This is a genomic window from Delftia acidovorans SPH-1 (assembly GCF_000018665.1).
GTDB lineage: Bacteria > Pseudomonadota > Gammaproteobacteria > Burkholderiales > Burkholderiaceae_C > Comamonas > Comamonas acidovorans.
Map to the genome: position 1 here is coordinate 5,429,696 of NC_010002.1, position 19,811 is coordinate 5,449,506.

Here is a 19,811-nt window from a genome sequence, read left to right on the forward strand (position 1 = left end):
GTGAAGGCCATGCGTGGATTCATGCGGAAAAAACGGCCTCAGGCCAGCGCCTGCGCGCTGAGCCGGTAGCCGGCGCCGCGTACCGTCTCGATCAATGCACCGGCCATGCCCAGCGCCTCGCGCAGCCGCTTGACGTGCACGTCCACCGTGCGCTCCTCGATGAAGACGTGATCGCCCCAGACCTTGTCCAGCAACTGGGCACGGCTGTGCACGCGCTCGGGGTGCTTCATCAGATAGTGCAGCAGCTTGAACTCGGTGGGCCCCACCTTGATCATGTCGCCCTGCCAGCTCACGCGGTGCGCGGCGGCATCGAGCACCAGCTCGCCGATATTGACCTTGTCCTGAATCTGCTCGGGCGCACGGCGCCGCAGCACGGCACGGATGCGCGCGAGCAGCTCCTGGGTCGAGAAGGGCTTGGTGATGTAGTCATCGGCGCCCGCATCGAGCCCCGCCACCTTGTCCGGTTCATCGCCGCGCGCCGTGAGCATCAGAATGGGCACGGCCTTGGTGCGGCTGTCCGCGCGCCATTTGCGCGCCAGGGACAGGCCGCTGGCGCCGGGCAGCATCCAGTCAAGCAGGATCACGTCGGGCAGCACGGCATCCAGCTCGCGCTGAGCCGTCACGCCATCCTCGGCCCAGACCGGCTGGAAGCCGTTGTGCCGCAGGTTGACAGCGATCAGCTCCGCGATGGCGGGCTCGTCCTCGACGATGAGGACCATGGGCATCTTCTTCATCCGTTGTTCGCCTCCGGCACTTACAGCACTGCCGACTCAATGGCATCCATGGTCTGGTGACGGACATCCTTGCCCTCCACCAGATAGATGATCAGCTCGGCCACATTCTTGGAATGGTCGCCGATGCGCTCAATGGCCTTGGCCAGGAACAGCAGGTCCAGGCTGGCCGAGATGGTGCGCGGGTCTTCCATCATGTAGGTGATGAGCTTGCGCACGAAGCCGTCGAACTCCTGGTCGATCAGATCATCTTCCTTGAGGATGGCCACGGCCGCCTTGGTGTCCAGGCGTGCAAAGGCGTCCAGCGTCTTGCGCAGCAGGCCCGAGGCCATCTCGGCCGCCGTGCGCAGGTCGCCGGTGGGCAGGGAGCGCGCAGCACCGCTTTCGATGATGGACTTGACCATCCGCGCCATCTTGTGCGCTTCGTCACCCATGCGCTCCAGATTGGCCGTGGCCTTGGAGAAGGCGATCAGCAGGCGCAGGTCGCGCGCCGTGGGCTGGCGCCGGGCGATGATGGACGAGAGCTCGTGGTCGATCTCCACTTCCATGGCGTTGACGCGCTTTTCCGCGGCATCGACCTGCTCCACGGCCTCGATGCTGAAGCGCGACAGCGCATAGACCGCCTGGCGGATCTGGGACTCGACCAGGCCGCCGAGCTCCATGACGCGCGCAGAGACGCGGTTGAGTTCGCTGTCGAACTGGCTGGAAAGGTGTTTTTCGTTCATCGATTGCTCCTGCTCAGCCGAAGCGGCCTGTGATGTAGTCTTCCGTTTCCTTGCGCTGGGGCTTGAAGAACATCTGCTCGGTGTCTCCGAACTCCACCAGATCGCCCAGGTACATGTAGGCCGTGTAGTCGCTGCAGCGCGCTGCCTGCTGCATGTTGTGCGTCACGATGACGACGGTGTAGTCGTTCTTCAGCTCGGCAATCAGCTCCTCGATCTTGGCCGTGGAGATCGGGTCCAGGGCCGAGCAGGGCTCGTCGAGCAGCAGCACTTCTGGCTTGATGGCAATGCCGCGCGCGATGCACAGGCGCTGCTGCTGGCCGCCGGACAGGCCCGAGCCGCTTTGCTGCAGCTTGTCCTTGACCTCGCCCCACAGGGCCGCCTTGCGCAGTGCCCATTCGACCCGGTCGTCCATGTCGGAGGAGCTGAGGTTTTCAAACAGCTTCACGCCGAAGGCGATGTTGTCGTAGATGGACATGGGAAACGGCGTGGGCTTCTGGAAGACCATGCCCACCTTGGCGCGGATCAGCGCCACGTCCTGCTTGCTGGTCAGCAGGTTCTCGCCGTCCAGCATGATCTGGCCTTCGGCGCGCTGCTCGGGGTACAGCTCGAACATGCGGTTGAAGGTGCGCAGCAGCGTGGACTTGCCGCAGCCCGACGGGCCGATGAAGGCCGTGACCTTCTTTTCGGGGATGTCCAGGTTGATGCCCTTGAGGGCGTGGAACTTGCCGTAGTAGAAGTTCAGGTCGCGAACCGTCAGCTTGGAGGAGTTCAGCGCGGTGGAAGAGGTCGCAGTCATTGCGTGATCCTTGTCCTTGTTGATTGCTTATTGCTGCATTACTTCTGGCGGGTCAGGAACCGCGCCAGGATATTGAGACCGAGCACCGCCACGGTGATCAGGAACACGCCGGCCCAGGCCAGTTGCTGCCAATTCTCGTAAGGGCTCATCGCGAACTTGAAGATCGTCACCGGCAGGCTGGCCATGGGCTTGGACAGGTCGGCATTCCAGAACTGGTTGTTCAGCGCCGTGAACAGCAGCGGAGCGGTTTCCCCGGCAATGCGGGCCACGGCCAGCAGCACGCCGGTGATCACGCCGGCACGCGCTGCACGCAGCGTCACCATGATGATGACCTTCCACTTGGGCGTGCCCAGTGCATAGGCCGCTTCGCGCAGGCTGGCAGGCACCAGCACCAGCATGTTCTCGGTGGTGCGGATGACCACGGGAATCACGATCAGCGCCAGCGCCACCACGCCCGCGTAGCCGGAAAAGCTCTTGAAGCGCGCCACGACCACGGTGTAGACGAACAGGCCGATCACGATGGAAGGCGCCGACAGCAGGATGTCGTTGACGAAGCGCGTGGTATTGGCCAGCCAGCCGCGCGCATCGTATTCAGCCAGGTAGACACCGGCCATCACGCCGATGGGCGTGCCGACGAAGGTGGCCAGCGCCACCATGATCAGCGAGCCGAAGATGGCGTTGGCAATGCCGCCCGCCTCATTGGGCGGAGGCGTCATCTCGCTGAACAGCGCCAGGCTCAGGCCGCCGATACCCAGCGTGATGGTTTCCCACAGGATCCAGACCAGCCAGAACACGCCGAAGGCCATGGCAGCCAGCGACAGGGTCAGCGCCACCTGGTTCACCCGCTTGCGCTTGGCGTACTTGGCCTGGCGCACGCGCGTCAGTTCGGCGGCATTGATCATCTTGGTGGAGGTGCTGCTCACGAGCGGGCTCCTTCATTCTTCTGCAGACGGTTGAGCAGCACCTTGGAGCAGGCCAGCACCACGAAGGTGATGAAGAACAGCACCAGGCCCAGATAGATCAGCGAAGCCTGGTGCAGGCCTTCGCCCGCTTCGGCAAACTCGTTGGCCAGCGCCGAGGTGATGCTATTGGCAGCCTCGAAGACCGACAGAGAGTTGAGCTGGTTCATGTTGCCGATCACGAAGGTGACGGCCATGGTCTCGCCCAGCGCACGGCCCAGACCCAGCATCACGCCACCGAGCACGCCGGTCTTTGTGTAGGGCAGCACGACCTTCCAGACCACTTCCCAGGTCGTGGAGCCCAGGCCGTAGGCCGACTCCTTGAGCAGGGCCGGCGTGACCTCGAACACATCGCGCATCACCGAGGCGATGAAGGGGATGATCATGATGGCCAGGATGATGCCGGCCGACAGGATGCCGATGCCCACGGGCGGGCCGGACACGAAGGCTTCCAGATAAGGAACGCCCTGAAACAGCTTTTGCAGCGGCTGCTGCACATAGGTGGAGAGCACGGGACCGAAGACCATCAGGCCCCACATGCCGTAGACGATGGAGGGCACGGCGGCCAGCAGCTCGACGGCGGTGCCCAGCGGGCGCTTGAGCCAGGCGGGCGACAGCTCGGTGAGGAACAGGGCGATGCCAAAGCTCACGGGCACCGCAATCAGCAACGCGATGGCCGAAGTGGCCAGCGTGCCGTAAATCATGACCAGGCCGCCATATTCGTTGCGAACGGGGTCCCAGACGCTGCGGCCCAGAAAGCTCAGGCCGTATTCATAGATGGCGGGCCAGGCGCCGACCAGCAGCGAAGCCAGGATGGCCAGCAGCAGGCCCAGCGTCAGCAGCGCGGCCAGACGCGCGAGAGCGCCAAACAAGCGATCCGCCACGCGCCCCGACAGCATCGGGGGGCGTAGCGGAGAAGGTGTGCGTCGCTGGGAAGCCTGTGCAGAGGCGGCCAGCGAGTTCGAGGGCGACGTTGTGGACACGTGAGGCGCCTTTATTCGCGGTTTGTGGGGAGATCAGGGGGGCCATGATGCACCTGCCGGCGGTGCGCCACGGCCCCTTTTCAGGGTTTACTTCAGGGAAATCGCGGTACCCGAGGCATCCTTGACTTGACCCCAGGATTGGAAGATCACGTTCTTGACGGCGTCAGGCATGGGCACGTAGTCCAGGTCGGTGGCGGTCTTGTCGCCGGACTTGTAGGCCCACTCGAAGAACTTCAGCGAGGCAGCGGCCTGTGCGGGCTTGTCCTGGGCCTTGTGCATGATGATGAACGTGGCCGAGGTGATGGGCCATGCATCCTTGCCGGGCTGGTTGGTCAGGATCTGGTAGAAGCTCTTGGCCCAGTCGGCACCGGCGGCAGCGGCCTTGAAGGTGGCGTCGTCGGGCGACACGAAGGCGCCGCCAGCGGTCTGCAGCTGCGTGTAGGTCAGCTTGTTTTGCTTGACATAGGCGTACTCGACGTAGCCGATGGAGTTGGGCAGGCGGCCCACGAAAGCGGCCACGCCTTCATTGCCCTTGCCGCCGGCACCCGTGGGCCAGTTCACGGCCTTGCCTTCGCCAACCTTTTCCTTCCACTCGGCATTGACCTTGGACAGGTAGTTCGTGAAGCCGAAGGTGGTGCCCGAGCCGTCAGCACGGCGCACGGGAGCGATGGTGGCGTCAGGCAGGGTCACGCCGGGGTTCAGGGCCTTGATGGCCTCGTCGTTCCACTTGGTGATCTTGCCCAGGTAGATGTCGCCCAGCACCTGGCCGGTCAGCTTGAGCTGGCCGGGCTGGATGCCCTTGATATTGACCACGGGCACGATGCCGCCGATCACGGTGGGGAATTGCACCAGGCCCTTCTTGGCCAGTTCGTCGTCCTTGAGCGGCTCGTCCGAAGCACCGAAGTCCACGGTCTTGGCTTCGATCTGCTTGATGCCGGCGCTGGAGCCCACGGACTGGTAGTTGATCTTCACGCCGGTGGCCTTGTGGTAATCGGCGGCCCACTTCGAGTACAGCGGCGCAGGGAAGCTGGCGCCGGCGCCGGTGGCTTCCTGCTGGGCCAGGGCCTGGCCCATACCGCCCGCAGACAGAGCACCAGCCACCAGAATGTGAATCACAGACAACTTCATGTACAGACCTCTTAGGGGTTGAAAGATGCGATGGCTGGACTGTAAGAAGGCTTTGTGACATTGATATGACACAGAGAAAAGGCGTCACAAATGCTGGGCCATAGTCTGTAAGACCCGGGTCATCGCGGTGTCACAATTCCGTCTTAGTCTTGTGCCTCGCACGAGCTGGCACCAGACAAGCGCAGCCCTGCCACCCGGCACCGCTGCGCACTCCTGCTCGACGAATCTTGATTGGCGTTTCTTTCATGGCACCAGAATCCCTGCTCGCCGCCGTTGACCTCGGATCCAACAGCTTTCGCCTGGAAATAGGCCGCGTCGGCAGCCACCAGCGCATAGAGCGCGTGGAATATCTCAAGGAGACCGTGCGCCAGGGCAATGGGCTCAACGAGCACCATGAGCTGACCGACGAGGCCATGCAACGCGGCTGGGACTGCCTGGCACGCTTTGGCGAGCGCCTGGCCGGCTTTCCTGCCGACCAGGTCCGCGCCGTGGCCACGCAAACCCTGCGGGAGGCCCGCAACCGCGATGTCTTCATCGCACGCGGCAGCGCCCTGCTGGGCTTTCCCATCGAGGTCATCTCGGGCGAGGAAGAGGCCCGGCTGATCTATCGCGGCGTCTCCAGCCTGTTGCCGCCCTCACAGCAGCGGCGCCTGGTGGTGGACATTGGCGGCCGCTCGACCGAAGTCATCATCGGCCAGCATGGCGAGGCGCGCCAGGTGGCCTCCTACCCCATAGGCAGCGTCGCCTGGAGCACGCAGTTCTTTGGCGAAGGCACGCTGTCGCGCGCACATTTCTCGGCCGCCATCAAGGCCGCGCAGGCGGCCCTCACCCAGACCGTCTCGGCCTACCCGGCCACTGCATGGGACTGCGCCTATGCCTCGTCGGGCACGGCCAACGCCGTGGGCGACATCCTGGCTGCCAACGGATATTCCGGCGGGATGATCACGCCCGACAGCCTGCGCTGGCTGCATGAGCAGCTGATGGAGGCCGGCCATGTGGACCGCATCCGGCTGGCCGGACTCAAGGAAGACCGCCGCGCCGTCATCGCCGGAGGCCTGAGCATCCTGATTGCGGCCCTGGGCCTGCTGGGCATCAATGAACTGGAAGTCGCCCAGGGCGCGCTGCGCCAGGGCGTTTTGCACGACCTGCTGGAGCACGAGCCCCCCGCCGACCGCGAGGCAGCCGAAATTGCCGCGCTGCAGCAGGACTTCGGCATTGACGCCCCGCATGCGCTGCGCGTGCGCAAGGTGGCACGCTGGGCCTGGCAATCGCTGCACGCGCAACAACCGCCCGATGCCCTGTCCACGCATGCACTGGACACGGCCGCCAGCCTGCACGAGATCGGCATGCGCATCTCCCTGAGCGCCTACCACCGGCACGGCGCCTACATCACCGAGCACTGCGGTGCCGCGACATGGCCTGTGGAGCTGCGCGCGCGCATCACCCAGCTCGTGCTCGGCCACCAGGGCAAGCTGCGCAAGCTGGAAGCCGCCATCGAGGACCAGGCCGTGGCCTGGCCCTTGCTCGCACTGCGGCTGGCCGTGCAGCTGTGCCATGCCCGGCGAGACCCCGATCTGCAGGGCATTCGCCTGCATCGCTCGGACAGCGTCTTTCACCTGACCGTGCCGGAAGGCTGGGCCAAAAGCTATCCCCAGTCCGCCCAGCTGCTGCGCACCGAGGCCGTGGCATGGCAGAAGACACCCTGGACCTTGCAGCTGCATCTGCACTGAGCACGGCCACCCGCTTCGGCTTGCGCCGGGGGATGGCGCGGGGCGGCCGGCCGGCCGGCCGTGACGCAGCTCAGACCTGGGGGCCGTAGCGCTCCATCAAGGCGCGCTGCGCACCCAGGCCCGTGGTCGGATAGGGTGCACGCTGGTAGGCACCATTGGCCTCCAGGGTCCAGGCATCGCGGTTGTCATACAGGCCAGCGACCAAGCATTCGTCTATCACCTGCTGGCGCAGCACGGGGTCGCGCACGGGCCAGGCCAGTTCCACCCGGCGCATCATGTTGCGGTTCATCCAGTCGGCGCTGGACAGCAGCAGTTCCTCCTGCTTACCCCAGGCAAAGTAGAAGACGCGCGAGTGCTCCAGGAAACGGCCGATGATGGAGCGCACGCGGATGTTGTCGGTCCAGCCCTTGCGCTGCGGCGGCAGCATGCAGGCACTGCGCACGATGAGATCGATGCGCGCGCCCTGCTGGCCGGCACGCACCAGGGCCTGCATGAGCAGCTCGTCGGTCAGCGCATTCATCTTGAGCACGATGCGCGCCTCTTCGCCGCGCTGCGCCGCCTCGCCCACCTGGTTGATCAGCGCCAGCATGCGGTCGTGCAGCTGGAACGGCGCAATCACCAGCTGGTGCAGCTTGGGCAGGCGGTTGTGGCTGGACAGGTGGCTGAATACGGCATCCATGTCGGCCGTGATCTGCGCATCGCAGGTCAGCTGGCTGATGTCCGTGTACAGGCGCGCCGTGCGCACGTTGTAATTGCCGGTGGACAGGTGTCCATAGCGCTTGAGCTGCCCGCTGCGCTTTTCGCGGCGCGTGATCAGCAGCATCTTGGCGTGCGTCTTCAGGCCCAGCACGCCGTAGACCACCTGGGCGCCCAGCGCCTCCAGCTTCTCGGCGGAGTTAATGTTGGCCTCTTCGTCAAAGCGGGCCTTGAGCTCCAGCACGGCCAGCACCTCCTTGCCGCGGCGCACGGCCTCGGCCAGCAGCTGCATGATTTCGGAGTCGGACCCGGTTCGGTAGATGGTCTGCTTGATGGCCAGCACCTCGGGGTCGTTGACGGCCTCGCGCAGCAGCTCCAGCACGCCGTCGAAGCTCTCGAAAGGCTGGTGGATCAGCACATCACGCTTGCGGATCTGGGCCATCACCGAGCGGCCCGGCTGCAGCTGGCGCGGCCATGCCGGACGCCACGGCGGGAACAGCAGTGCGGGGTCATCGACCAGATCGACCAGCTGCGACTGGCGCACCAGGTTCACGGGCCCCTTGACGCGGAACAATGCCTCGGTCGGCAGGCCGAACTGGCCCAGCAGCAGGTCGGACAACATGGGCGAGCAGGCAAAGGACACCTCCAGCCGCACGGCCTGACCGTAGTGGCGGTGGTGCAGACCCTGGCGCAGCGCCATGCGCAGGTCGCTGACATCGTCCTCATCCACCGCCAGGTCCGAATGGCGGGTGACACGAAATTGCGCGAACTCCGCCACCTCACGCCCCGGGAACAGCTCGACCAGATGGGCGCGCACGATGCTGGAGATGCTCACGAACAGGCGCTGCTTGCCCGCGATCTTCTCCGGCAGGCGCACCAGGCGAGGCAAGGCGCGCGGGACCTTGACGATGGCCACCTCGTTGGCGCGGCCGAAGGCATCGACACCCTTGAGGCGCACGATGAAGTTCAGCGCCTTGTTGGCCACCTGGGGAAATGGATGGGATGGGTCCAGGCCCACCGGCATGAGCAGGGGCTGGACTTCACGCAGAAAGTATTCGCGCACCCATTTGCGCTGGGCGCTGCTGCGCTCGCCATGGGAGACCACGCGTATGCCCTGCCCCGCAAAGGCAGGAATCAGCGATTGGTTGTACAGCGTGTACTGGCGCAATACCAGCTCATGCGCCTTGTCCATGAGCGAGCGAAAGCTCTGCAGCGTATACAGGCCCTTGGCGTCGCCGGCCTTGGCCGCCGTCACATGGGGGGCGCAACGCACCTCGAACCATTCGTCGAGATTGGAAGAGACGATGCACAGGTAGCGCAGCCGCTCCAGCAGCGGCACATCCTCGCGCACGGCCCAGTCCAGCACGCGTTCGTTGAACGCCAGGATGCAATGGTCGCGGTCCAGAAACTGTTGTTGCTGCTGTTGCTGTTGCACTTCACCGCTTTCGGCTGTGGCGTACAGGCCAGTGTATGCCGCGGCGGCCAGCCCCGCAGCAGAGACCGGGGCAGACGCCGGCATCGCCTGGCCCTGCAATTCCAGCAGGGCGGTGGAAAGGCTTTTGGCCAGGGGCATCATCGGGACATTCAAGGGTGCAGAGACGGGTATGGGCGCTGTCTCGCGGGCCATGCCCAGCGAGGCCGGCCCTGCGGGCATGGTGCGCAGCCCCTGTTCATGTTCTGGCTCGGCAGGCGCGGCAGAGGCGCTGGCGGGAATCGGCGTGAATGTCTGGGGCATGGATGCAGGGGCCCGGCCTGTGCAGGACCCGGTAGTCACCCCGTGGACCGGGGATTCGGGCAGTCTGCCCCGTGTTTGTGACATGTTCATGACATAAATCCCGTCCACGCATGACACCTGTCATACAAGCGACTTCCGGCAATGAAGGGCTGCGCTGGCGCTGTCATGCAAAGGTCATGACGAGGTCACGCAGCCACGAGGGCCACGCTGTATCGCCAGGGTGCTAAGCTCACTGCCATCCCCCTGGATGGCGTTGGCTGCTGCAAACCTGCCGCAGCCGTGTCGTCGTCCGCCTTTCGCGCATGCCCTCTTCCAATCCCCCCGAAAGCCGCCTGGCCGCCATCGACATTGGCTCCAACAGCTGCCTGCTGGCCATGGCCCGCAGCGACGGCGCAAAGGTACAGCTGTTCAGCCACCGCAAGGAAGCCATACGCCTGGGCAGCGCCCTGGACGCACAGGGAGCCCTGAGCCTGGAGGCCATGCAGCGTGGCTGGGCCTGCCTGGAGCGCTATGCGCAGGTGCTGGGCGACCTGCCCCGCCACCGCGTTCGTGCCGTGGCCACGCAGACGCTGAGAGAGGCATCGAACCGCCAGGTCTTCCTGGACGAGGGCCAGCGCATCCTGGGCTGCTCCATCGAAGTCATCGACGGCGAGGAAGAAGCGCGCCTGATCTATCGCGGCGTCGCCCAGTTGCTACCGCCCGGTCCCCAGCGGCGGCTGGTGGTGGACATCGGTGGCCGATCGACCGAGCTGTGCCTTGGCCAGCAGCGGCAGGTGCTGCAGGCACGCTCCTTCGCCTTCGGCAGCGTGACCTGGGCATTGCGCCACTTTCCCGATGGAGAGCTGTCGGCCAAGGCACTGTCCCAGGCCGAAGCGGCGGTGGCCGACATCATTGCGCCCGAAGCCGCGCGGTTTGCCGCCGGGCAGTGGAGCCATGCCTATGGGTCCTCGGGCACGGCCGGTGCCATCGTCAAGGTGCTGGCCCATGCACCTAATGGCACGGCCGGCTGGATCACGCGGCAGGGACTGGATTGGCTCCAGGCGCAGTTGCTGCGTGCAGGGCATGTCAGCCGCGTGAACATGGACGGGCTCAAGGAAGAACTGCGTCCCATGATCGGCGGCGGCATGAGCGTGATGCGGGCGATCTTCTCCAGCCTGGGCATCGAGCGCATGCGCGTGACGCATGGCGCCCTGCGGCATGGCGTGCTGTATGAGCTGGCTGAACGGCTGGATGCCGAAGCCTCCGGAAAACACAGGCGCAGGCAAGTGGCACCCGGCCCATGACGTCCCATGACGGCGCAGGCCCTGCTTGCGTCAGGGAAGGCCGATGGAGTGTTTTTCGCACAAGTGCTACACTTTGTAAGCTTCCCACCCTCCCTCTATAACCGCCCCACCGCTTCGCCATGTCCGCGCCGACGATTGCGTACGACCCTGTACTCGAACGTCCGTCTTCGATGATGGCGGCGTCCCTGCAACGCAGCCTGCGCGAGCAGCAGGCCCTGCTCGACAATGCCGGCGTCGGCATCGTCTTCATTCGCCAACGCGTCATCGTCCGCTGCAACCAGTGCTACGCAGACATCTTCGGCTACGCGGGCGAGCATGCGCTGGTGGGCATCAACAGCGAACATCTGCATCCCAGCCGCGATGAGCTGCGCAGCCTGGGACGCGAGGCCTACCGCACGCTGAGCGCCGGCCTGTCCTTTCGCACGCAGCGCCGCCTGCGCCGCAAGGACGGCAGCCTGTTCTGGGGAGAACTCACGGGGCGGCTCATCAATCCGGGCGATGCGCGCGAGGGATCGATCTGGATCGTGAGCGATATCGACGACCGCCTGCGTGCCCAGCAGGCCCTGAGCCAGGCCCACGAACTGCTGGAGCAGCAGGTGCGCGACCGCACACGCGAACTCAGCGCCACGGTGGAGAACCTGCACCGGGAGATTGCCGACCGCAAGCTGGACCAGGAACGCATCTACTGGATGGCGCACTACGACGCGCTCACCGGCCTGCCCAACCGCACGCTGCTGGCCGAGCGCAGTGCCCGCGCCATCGAGCTGGCCAAGGCCAACGACACGCCGCTGGCCGTGATGTTCCTGGACCTGGACCACTTCAAGCATGTCAATGATTCGCTGGGCCATCGCGTGGGCGATGCCCTGCTGGTGGAGATTGCCCGCCGCCTGCGTGCCGTCGTGCGCGACCGCGATACGGTGGCCCGCATCGGCGGCGACGAATTCGTGCTGCTGCTGCCCGGTGCCAATGCCCAGGGTGCGGCCCGCGTGGCCGGCAAGCTGCAGGAGGCGTCGCGCCAGGCCTACCAGATCGACCGCCATGAGCTGACCATTGCGCCGTCCATTGGCATTGCGCTGTACCCGCGCGACGGCCACGACATCGACTCGCTGACCCAGGCCGCCGACGCGGCCATGTACCACGCCAAGCAGGCCGGCCGCAACACCTACCGCTTCTTCACGCCGCAGATGCAGGCCCAGTCCCTGCGCGCCCTGCAGCTGGAGAACGCGCTGCGCCGGGCGCTGGAGCGCAATCAGCTGTATCTGCACTATCAGCCGCAGATCACGCTGAGCACGGGCCGCGTGCGCAGCGTGGAGGCGCTGCTGCGCTGGGAGCACCCGGAACTGGGCTCGGTCTCACCGGCCGAGTTCATTCCCGTGGCCGAGGACAGCGGCCAGATCCTGCAGATCGGCGAATGGGTGCTGCGCAGCGCCATGCAGCAGTTGCAGGTCTGGCGCAATGCGGGCCTGTGCGACCTGAAGGTGGCCGTGAATCTTTCGGCCATCCAGTTCCATCAGCAGCAACTGCCCGAGATCATCAACCGCATCCTGCTCGACAGCGACCTGCCGGCCGATTCTCTGGAGCTGGAGCTGACCGAGGGCGTGGCCATCCATGATCCGCGCCAGGCGACAGCCACCATGGACCGGTTGCGCGAGCACGGCGTGCGCCTGGCCATGGATGACTTCGGCACCGGCTATTCATCCCTGAGCCAGCTCAAGCGCTTTCAGATCTACAAGCTCAAGATCGACCAGTCCTTCATCCAGGACCTGGACCACGACAGCAACGACCGCGCCATTGTCAGCGCCATCATCCGCATGGCCCAGGCCCTGGGCATGCAGACCACGGCCGAGGGCGTGGAGACCGAGGCACAGCTGGAGTTCCTGCGCGAGCAAGGCTGCGATGAGGCCCAGGGCTACCATTTCAGCCGCCCGCTGGCACCAGAGGCGTTGGAGTCCTTCTTGCGCAGCCAGGGCTGACCGGGCTGCATCACCGCGCGCATCGCATCACCTCGCGCACCGGAATCCAGACGAAAAAAAGCCGAGGCATGAAGCCTCGGCCTTCCATGCACAGGAGCGCGCAACCGCTCAGGCAGCCGGCGAATTCTTGGCCACGCTGGCCAGACGCTCGGCACAGCGGCTGGCCTGATCGCCATCGCGCGCCTCCACCATCACGCGCAGCAAAGGCTCGGTGCCGCTGGCGCGGATGAGCACGCGCCCCGTATCTCCCAGCTCGGCCTTGACGGCCTCGGTGGCCTCTTCCAACTGGGTGTTGCGCTTCCAGTCCTGGCCCGGCTGCAGCCGCACGTTGAGCAGCACCTGGGGAAACAGCTGCACGGACGACAGCCACTGCGACAGGCTCTTGCCCGAGCGCACGCAGGCCTGCAGCACCTGCAGCGCGCTGACCAGGCCGTCGCCCGTGGTGTGCTTGTCCAGCGCCAGCAGATGGCCCGAGCCCTCACCGCCCAGGGTCCAGCCCTGGCGGTGCAGCTCTTCCAGCACATAGCGGTCGCCCACCTTGGCACGCACAAAGCCCACGCCCTGGGACTTCAGCGCCACCTCCACGGCCATATTGGTCATCAGCGTGCCCACGGCGCCCGGAACGGCCTCGCCGCGCGCCAGCCGGTCGGCTGCCAGCAGATACAGCAGTTCGTCGCCGTTGTAGAGCCGCCCTGCGGCATCGACCAGCAGCAGCCGGTCGGCATCGCCATCCAGCGCCACGCCGAAATCGGCCTTGTTGGCACGCACGGCCAGCACCAGGGCCTCGGGGTGCGTGGCACCCACGTCTTCGTTGATGTTCAGTCCATCGGGCGCACAGCCTATGGCCACCACATCGGCCCCCAGTTCATGGAAGACCTTGGGTGCGATCTGATAGGCCGCGCCATGGGCCGCATCGACAACGATCTTCACGCCCTTGAGCGTGAGTGCATGGTCAAAGGTGCTCTTGCAGAACTCGATATAGCGCCCTGCCGCGTCTTCAAGGCGCCGGGCCTTTCCCAGAGCGGCAGAGTCGGCCCACACGGGATCTTCGGTCAAGGCCTGCTCGACCTCTTCCTCCCAGGCATCGGGCAACTTGGTGCCCTGGGCGCTGAAGAACTTGATGCCGTTGTCGTAGTAAGGGTTGTGGCTGGCGCTGATGACCACGCCCAGACTGGCTCGCTGGGCGCGCGTCAGGTAGGCCACGCCCGGGGTGGGCAGAGGACCGAGCAGCATCACGTCCACGCCGGCCGAGTTGAAGCCGGACTCCAGGGCACTTTCCAGCATGTAGCCCGAGATCCGGGTGTCCTTGCCGATCAGCACCATCGGGCGGGCTTCCTTGCGCCGCAGCACACGGCCCACGGCGTGCGCCAGACGCAGCGCGAAATCGGGGGTGATGGGCGAGCGACCCACCAGGCCGCGAATTCCATCTGTACCAAAATATGTGCGTGCCATAGTGCTCCTTTGTTGTTCAGTTGTTGTCGTGCATGGTCTGCCAGACCGTCAATGCCGCCACCGTATCGGCCACGTCGTGCACGCGCACCACGCGCGCGCCCCGCTCCACCGCCAGCAGCGCCGCCGCCACACTGGGCACCATGCGCTGGCCCTGCGCAAGGCCACTGACCTGCCCAAGCGAGCCCTTGCGCGACCAGCCCGCCAGCAGCGGGAAGTCTAGGCCCAGCAATTCCTGCTGGCGCGCAAGCAGCGAAAAATTCTGCGCCACGCTTTTGCCGAAGCCGATGCCGTAGTCCCAGACAATGCGCTCGCGCGCCACGCCCCGAGCCAGCAGGGCATCGCTGTGCAACTGCAGGAAATCGCGCACGGCGGGCACGGCATCGCCTTGCATGGGCGTGGTCTGCATGTCCTGCGGCGTGCCATGCATGTGCATGAGACAGATGCCGCAGCGCGGGTGCGCGGCCACCACCTGCTGCGCGCCCGGCTGGCGCAGCGCCCAGATGTCGTTGACGATGTCGGCCCCCAGATCCAGCACGGCCTGCATGACCTCGGGCTTGTAGGTATCGACGGAGACAGGCACGCCCAGTTGCACCGCGCCCTGCACCACGGGCAGCACGCGCCGCAATTCCTCGTCCAGCGGCACGGCCGGCGACCCGGGCCTGGTGGACTCGCCGCCGATGTCGAGGATGTGCGCGCCTTCACCGACCAGCTGCTCTGCATGCCGCAAGGCCTGCTCCACCGTGTTGTGCCGCCCGCCATCGGAAAACGAGTCGGGCGTCACATTGACGATGCCCATGACCAGTGGACGCTGAAGGTCTAGAACAAAGCGCGAAGTCTGCCATTGATGCGGCATGGGATTTCCTGAAGGTAGGCGCTTGCCGGACCTGGTCCCTCGCTCGGCCACCGCTGCGGGCGATTGAGCACATCCTGCAAGCAAAGCAAAAGGGCCCCTCGGGGCCCTTTGCATGGGATTGGCAGATTCTGCGGCAAGCAGATCAGGCCGTGGTGGGCGCAGGGTCGGCATCCACTGCCGGCGTGCCGCCGGACGAGTTGCCACCGCCGGACGACGGCGGGTTGCGCGGCACCCAGTCCTTGGGAGGACGCGGCTCGCGGCCGGCCATGATGTCATCGAGTTGCTCGGCGTCGATGGTTTCCCAGTCGAGCATGGCCTTGGCCATGGCGTGCATCTTGTCGGAGTTGTCCTCGATCAGCTTGCGCGCCAGTCCGTACTGCTCGTCGATGATGCGGCGAACCTCCTGGTCCACCTTCTGCATCGTCTGCTCGCTCATGCTGTTGGTCTTGCTCATCGAGCGGCCCAGGAAAGGCTCGCCTTCCTGCTCCGCATAGACCATGGGACCCAGCGCGTCGGTCATGCCGTAGCGCGTGACCATGTCGCGTGCGATCTGCGTGGCCCGCTCGAAGTCGTTGCTCGCGCCCGTGGTCATCTGGTTCATGAACACTTCTTCGGCAATGCGCCCACCGAACAGCATGGCGATCTGGTTGAGCATGAACTCCTTGTCATAGGAGTAGCGGTCCTTTTCGGGCAGGCTCATGGTCACGCCCAGCGCACGGCCGCGCGGGATGATGGTGACCTTGTGCACGGGATCGCACTTGGGCAGGAGCTTGCCGATCAGCGCATGGCCCGCCTCGTGGTAGGCCGTGTTGCGGCGCTCTTCCTCGGGCATGACCATGCTCTTGCGCTCGGGGCCCATGATGATCTTGTCCTTGGCCTTCTCGAAATCCTGCATCTCCACGGTACGCGCATTGCGGCGCGCGGCCATCAGGGCTGCTTCGTTGCAAAGGTTGGCCAGATCGGCGCCCGACATGCCGGGCGTGCCGCGGGCGATCACGCCCGGATTCACGTCCTGGCCGACAGGAATCTTGCGCATATGCACATTGAGGATCTGCTCGCGGCCGCGGATGTCGGGCAGCGTCACATACACCTGGCGGTCGAAACGGCCGGGGCGCAGCAGCGCCGCATCCAGGATGTCGGGACGGTTGGTTGCAGCCACGACGATAACGCCGAGGTTGGTCTCGAAGCCGTCCATCTCGACCAGCATCTGGTTCAGGGTCTGTTCACGCTCATCGTTGCCACCGCCCAGGCCTGCGCCGCGCTGGCGGCCCACGGCGTCGATTTCATCGATGAAGATGATGCAGGGTGCGTTCTTCTTGGCGTTCTCGAACATGTCGCGCACACGGGCAGCGCCCACGCCCACGAACATTTCCACGAAGTCGGAACCCGAGATGCTGAAGAACGGGACCTTGGCCTCGCCCGCAATGGACTTGGCCAGCAGCGTCTTGCCGGTACCCGGAGGCCCGACCAGCAGCAGACCACGCGGAATGCGGCCGCCGAGCTTCTGGAACTTGTTGGGGTCCTTTAGGAAGTCCACGACTTCCTTGACCTCTTCCTTGGCTTCGTCGCAGCCTGCAACGTCGGCAAAGGTCACGGTGTTGTTGTTCTCGTCCAGCATGCGCGCCTTGCTCTTGCCGAAGCTGAAAGCACCGCCCTTGCCGCCGCCCTGCATCTGGCGCATGAAGTACACCCACACGCCGATCAACAGCAGCATGGGGCCCCAGCTGACGAGCAGGGTCATCAGGACCGAGCCTTCTTCGCGGGGCTTGACGTCGAACTTGACGTTGTTGTTGATCAGATCGCCCACGAGCCCGCGATCCAGGTAGGTGGCCGTGGTGCGCACCTTGCGGTCATCGTTGGTCGTGGCCACGATCTCGGTGCCGCCGGGGCTTTCCTGGATGGTGGCGCTCTTGATGCGGTTGCTTCGCACCTCTTCCAGGAACTCGGAGTAACCGACATGGGACGCGCCGGCGCCGCCGCGGGTGTCAAATTGTTTGAACACCGTAAACAGCACCATGGCGATGACCAGCCAGACGGCAATTTTTGAAAACCACTGATTGTTCAAGCGGGGCTCCAATGGGGATACAGATAAAACGACTTCCAGCGTGCTCGAAGCGTATTTGCGGTTCATTTTAGGTGTTTCAAGCTGGCTGGTCGCCTATATCCCTCTATAGCAGCCATAGCTTGAATGCGGTCTTGACCCGCGTCAGGGCCGCGCCGGGCGGCTGTGCAGGGCTACTTGAGCCCCATGCCCACCAGAAACGTCTCCGAAGACTTGTCGCGCGAGGACTTGGGCTTGATCGGCTTGACCACCTTGAAGGTCTGCCGGAACAGCGCCACCAGGTCGTCGTAGGCCCCGCCGTGGAAGAGCTTCACGACCAAGGCCCCTTCAGGTTTCATATGGTGGATGGAGAAATCAACCGCCAGCTCCACCAGCAGCGCAATGCGCGCTGCATCCGTCGTCCCGTTGCCCGACAGGTTCGGAGCCATGTCGGAGACCACCACATCGGCCTTGCCTCCGCCCAGAGCCTCCTGAAGCTGCGCCAGCACCGGCTCCTCGCGAAAATCGCCCAGAATGAACTGCACGCCCTCGATGGGCTCCATGGGCAGCAGATCCAGCGAGATGATCCGGCCATTGAGCGCTCCCACCGCCGCACCTTCTGGCGACAGGCAGCGGCGCACATACTGGCTCCACGCCCCGGGCGTAGAGCCCAGGTCCACCACCGTGGCACCCGGCCGGATGAGCTTGAGTTGCTCGTCTATCTCCTTGAGTTTGTAGGCCGCGCGAGCGCGGTAGCCGTCCTTCTGGGCGGCTTTGACGTAAGGATCGTTGACGTGGCTGTTGAGCCAAGCCTTGTTGACCTTCTTGCTTTTTGTGTTGACTTTCATGCTGGATTCTTTCAGCCTCGATAATACGGCCATGCCCCAAATTCAATTGACTCCCGCCGAGCGCCGGGAACACCGCGCCAACGCACACCACCTGGACCCCGTGGTCCTCATCGGAGGTGACGGCCTGACGGCTGCCGTGCAAAAGGAGGTCAACGCCGGCCTTAACGCACATGGCCTGATCAAGGTCCGTGTCTTCAACGACGACCGCGCCGCACGCGAGCAGATGTATCTGCAGCTGTGCGACGAACTTGGCGCTGCACCCATTCAACACATCGGCAAGCTGCTGGTGCTCTGGCGCCCCATGCCAGAAAAGGAAAAAGCCATCGACGAGAACCGCATGCCCGGTCCTCGCGATGTCAAGCTGCTCAAGTTCAGCAAGCGCTCCGGCCAGAAGCCCGAGGTCAAGCAGATCCGCGTGCTGGGCAACCAGCGCCTGACGGCAGGCGGCCAGGTCAAGCGCGCCAAGCCCAAGCAAAAGTCGGTCAAGAAGCGCCAGGCAGACTGAGTCCGCCGCATCCATGACCGTAGCATCCCATGCCGCCAGCGTGGCCCAGGCCGCGCAACCGCCCTCCGCCTCCCCCTCTGCGCAGCAGCGCTTCGTGATCTGCATGAAGTGGGGCAAGAAGTACGGTCCGGAGTATGTCAACAGGCTCTACGCCATGGTGCGTCGGCATCTGAAGGGCGATTTTCGCCTTGTCTGCCTGACCGATGACGGCGTGGGGATTCGTGACGAAGTCGAATGCCTGCCCATTCCGCCGCTGAACCTGCCCGCCGGCATTCCCGAGCGTGGCTGGAACAAGCTGGCCACCTTCAGCGCCGACCTGCATGGCCTGCACGGCACGGCGCTGTTTCTTGACGTGGACGTGGTCATCACCGGGCCGCTGGACGATTTTTTCACCGAGCCCGGCGAATTCCTGATCATCCACGACTACAAGCGTCCCTGGCGCATCACGGGCAATTCCTCGGTGTACCGCTTCGAGCTGGGTGCCCACCCCGAGGTACTGGACTACTTCCGCACGCATTTCGAAGAGATCCGCAGCAGCTTCCGCAACGAACAGGCCTACCTGTCCGACATGCTGCACAAGCAGGGCAAGCTCAAGTACTGGCCGCAGGCCTGGTGCCCCAGCTTCAAGTACCACTGCATTCCCGCATGGCCGACGAACTATTGGAAGCCGCCCTTCGTGCCGGAGGGTGCACGCGTGGTGATCTTCCACGGAGAATGCAACCCGCCTGACGCGTTGGCCGGCCGGCGCAATCGGCGCTTTCGCTATATCCGGCCTGCCACCTGGGTGGCCGAGCACTGGCACGAGTGAGCAGCTCGACCCACAAAAAAACGCCCGCGCTTGCGGGCGTTTTCGTTTGGGATGGTGCCGAACCGGCAGGACCGGGATCAGGCCGTGGCCTCGGCTTTCGCTTGAGACGGACTGCCTATGCGCCACAGCACGACGAGCGCACACAGCCACTGCAGCGCATACATCACCGTGCCCACGCTGTGCCACAGCTTGAGGTTGTCGCGTGCCACGATGCGCGGCGACACGCCGTACTGGACCAGAAATGCCAGCAGCATGCCTGCGATCACAAAGCCCAGACAGGCCTTGGCCCAGGGCTGCAGGACCTGCTCCTTGTTGCGCCGGGACAGGACCAGCAGCACGGCCGCGCAGGCGATGGACACCCAGGTCTGCGCGGCAAACAGCTTGGCTGCCATAAAGCCCGCGACAGCCGGCGTGGGCAATTGGGCGAACAGCATGGGCACGGCCATGAAGCCGATGGCCGACAGGCTGCCCCACCACAGGGCAGCAGCCAGCAGGGGAACGCGTTCGTACAGGTTGCTCATGGGCTTAGGCCTTCCTCAATGATCGAGGCACAGGCGCCGACGCA

Annotated in this window: 17 protein-coding genes; 5 read left to right on the forward strand and 12 right to left on the reverse strand. The window is 65.0% G+C overall.

The features are described from left to right. Positions 1 to 38: 38 nt before the first annotated feature. The 6 genes from phoB to pstS form a co-directional block, all read right to left on the reverse strand. Positions 39 to 734, reverse strand: a complete 696-nt coding sequence (phoB, locus tag DACI_RS24820) for a phosphate regulon transcriptional regulator PhoB (protein ID WP_012206712.1) — start codon at positions 732 to 734, stop codon at positions 39 to 41. A 20-nt stretch (positions 735 to 754) separates the two neighbouring features. Then, entirely contained in the window at positions 755 to 1,456 is a 702-nt protein-coding gene (gene phoU / locus DACI_RS24825) for a phosphate signaling complex protein PhoU (RefSeq protein ID WP_012206713.1), read from the reverse strand. 13 nt (positions 1,457 to 1,469) lie between these two features. Continuing rightward, positions 1,470 to 2,252 carry a phosphate ABC transporter ATP-binding protein PstB gene (gene pstB, locus DACI_RS24830; protein ID WP_012206714.1) on the reverse strand — a complete coding sequence of 261 codons (783 nt, stop codon included), beginning with the start codon at positions 2,250 to 2,252 and terminating at the stop codon, positions 1,470 to 1,472. Positions 2,253 to 2,290: 38 nt separating this feature from the next. Beyond that, positions 2,291 to 3,154, reverse strand: a complete 864-nt coding sequence (gene pstA, locus DACI_RS24835; protein WP_034398840.1) for a phosphate ABC transporter permease PstA — start codon at positions 3,152 to 3,154, stop codon at positions 2,291 to 2,293. Between the two features lie 17 nt (positions 3,155 to 3,171). Then, entirely contained in the window at positions 3,172 to 4,110 is a 939-nt protein-coding gene (gene pstC / locus DACI_RS24840; RefSeq protein WP_012206716.1) for a phosphate ABC transporter permease subunit PstC, read from the reverse strand. Between the two features lie 171 nt (positions 4,111 to 4,281). Beyond that, positions 4,282 to 5,322, reverse strand: a complete 1,041-nt coding sequence (pstS, locus tag DACI_RS24845) for a phosphate ABC transporter substrate-binding protein PstS (protein ID WP_012206717.1) — start codon at positions 5,320 to 5,322, stop codon at positions 4,282 to 4,284. 245 nt (positions 5,323 to 5,567) lie between these two features. Between pstS and DACI_RS24850 the strand changes: the two genes are divergently transcribed. After that, positions 5,568 to 7,052, forward strand: coding sequence for a Ppx/GppA phosphatase family protein (locus DACI_RS24850; protein WP_012206718.1), 1,485 nt, complete (start codon positions 5,568 to 5,570; stop codon positions 7,050 to 7,052). Between the two features lie 70 nt (positions 7,053 to 7,122). Here the strand turns inward: DACI_RS24850 and ppk1 are convergent, their stop codons facing one another. Further along, positions 7,123 to 9,573, reverse strand: a complete 2,451-nt coding sequence (gene ppk1, locus DACI_RS24855; RefSeq protein WP_012206719.1) for a polyphosphate kinase 1 — start codon at positions 9,571 to 9,573, stop codon at positions 7,123 to 7,125. 212 nt (positions 9,574 to 9,785) lie between these two features. Between ppk1 and DACI_RS24860 the strand changes: the two genes are divergently transcribed. Both DACI_RS24860 and DACI_RS24865 read left to right on the forward strand, forming a co-directional pair. Further along, a complete protein-coding gene (locus tag DACI_RS24860) occupies positions 9,786 to 10,766 on the forward strand; it encodes a Ppx/GppA family phosphatase (RefSeq protein ID WP_012206720.1) in 981 nt (326 codons plus the stop codon). A 119-nt stretch (positions 10,767 to 10,885) separates the two neighbouring features. Continuing rightward, positions 10,886 to 12,739 (forward strand): EAL domain-containing protein, encoded by a 1,854-nt coding sequence (locus DACI_RS24865; protein WP_012206721.1) that lies wholly within the window; start codon positions 10,886 to 10,888, stop codon positions 12,737 to 12,739. A gap of 108 nt (positions 12,740 to 12,847) precedes the next feature. Here the strand turns inward: DACI_RS24865 and glmM are convergent, their stop codons facing one another. The 4 genes from glmM to DACI_RS24885 all read right to left on the reverse strand — a co-directional run bounded on the left by glmM (position 12,848) and on the right by DACI_RS24885 (position 17,933). Continuing rightward, positions 12,848 to 14,191 carry a phosphoglucosamine mutase gene (gene glmM, locus DACI_RS24870; RefSeq protein WP_012206722.1) on the reverse strand — a complete coding sequence of 448 codons (1,344 nt, stop codon included), beginning with the start codon at positions 14,189 to 14,191 and terminating at the stop codon, positions 12,848 to 12,850. A 16-nt stretch (positions 14,192 to 14,207) separates the two neighbouring features. Continuing rightward, positions 14,208 to 15,044 (reverse strand): dihydropteroate synthase, encoded by an 837-nt coding sequence (gene folP / locus DACI_RS24875; protein ID WP_012206723.1) that lies wholly within the window; start codon positions 15,042 to 15,044, stop codon positions 14,208 to 14,210. A gap of 142 nt (positions 15,045 to 15,186) precedes the next feature. Then, a complete protein-coding gene (ftsH, locus tag DACI_RS24880) occupies positions 15,187 to 17,109 on the reverse strand; it encodes an ATP-dependent zinc metalloprotease FtsH (protein WP_012206724.1) in 1,923 nt (640 codons plus the stop codon). A 170-nt stretch (positions 17,110 to 17,279) separates the two neighbouring features. Next, entirely contained in the window at positions 17,280 to 17,933 is a 654-nt protein-coding gene (locus DACI_RS24885) for an RlmE family RNA methyltransferase (RefSeq protein WP_012206725.1), read from the reverse strand. 31 nt (positions 17,934 to 17,964) lie between these two features. Here DACI_RS24885 and DACI_RS24890 point away from each other — a divergent pair, with 31 nt between their 5' ends. Together DACI_RS24890 and DACI_RS24895 are read left to right on the forward strand one after the other, a co-directional pair. Then, a complete protein-coding gene (locus DACI_RS24890; protein WP_012206726.1) occupies positions 17,965 to 18,438 on the forward strand; it encodes a YhbY family RNA-binding protein in 474 nt (157 codons plus the stop codon). Positions 18,439 to 18,451: 13 nt separating this feature from the next. Then, on the forward strand, positions 18,452 to 19,246 hold the full coding sequence (locus DACI_RS24895) for a hypothetical protein (RefSeq protein ID WP_012206727.1): 795 nt from the start codon (positions 18,452 to 18,454) through the stop codon (positions 19,244 to 19,246). 77 nt (positions 19,247 to 19,323) lie between these two features. Here the strand turns inward: DACI_RS24895 and DACI_RS24900 are convergent, their stop codons facing one another. Beyond that, positions 19,324 to 19,767: a DUF4149 domain-containing protein gene (locus DACI_RS24900; protein WP_012206728.1), complete on the reverse strand. Its 444-nt coding sequence runs from the start codon at positions 19,765 to 19,767 to the stop codon at positions 19,324 to 19,326. Positions 19,768 to 19,811: the final 44 nt, after the last annotated feature.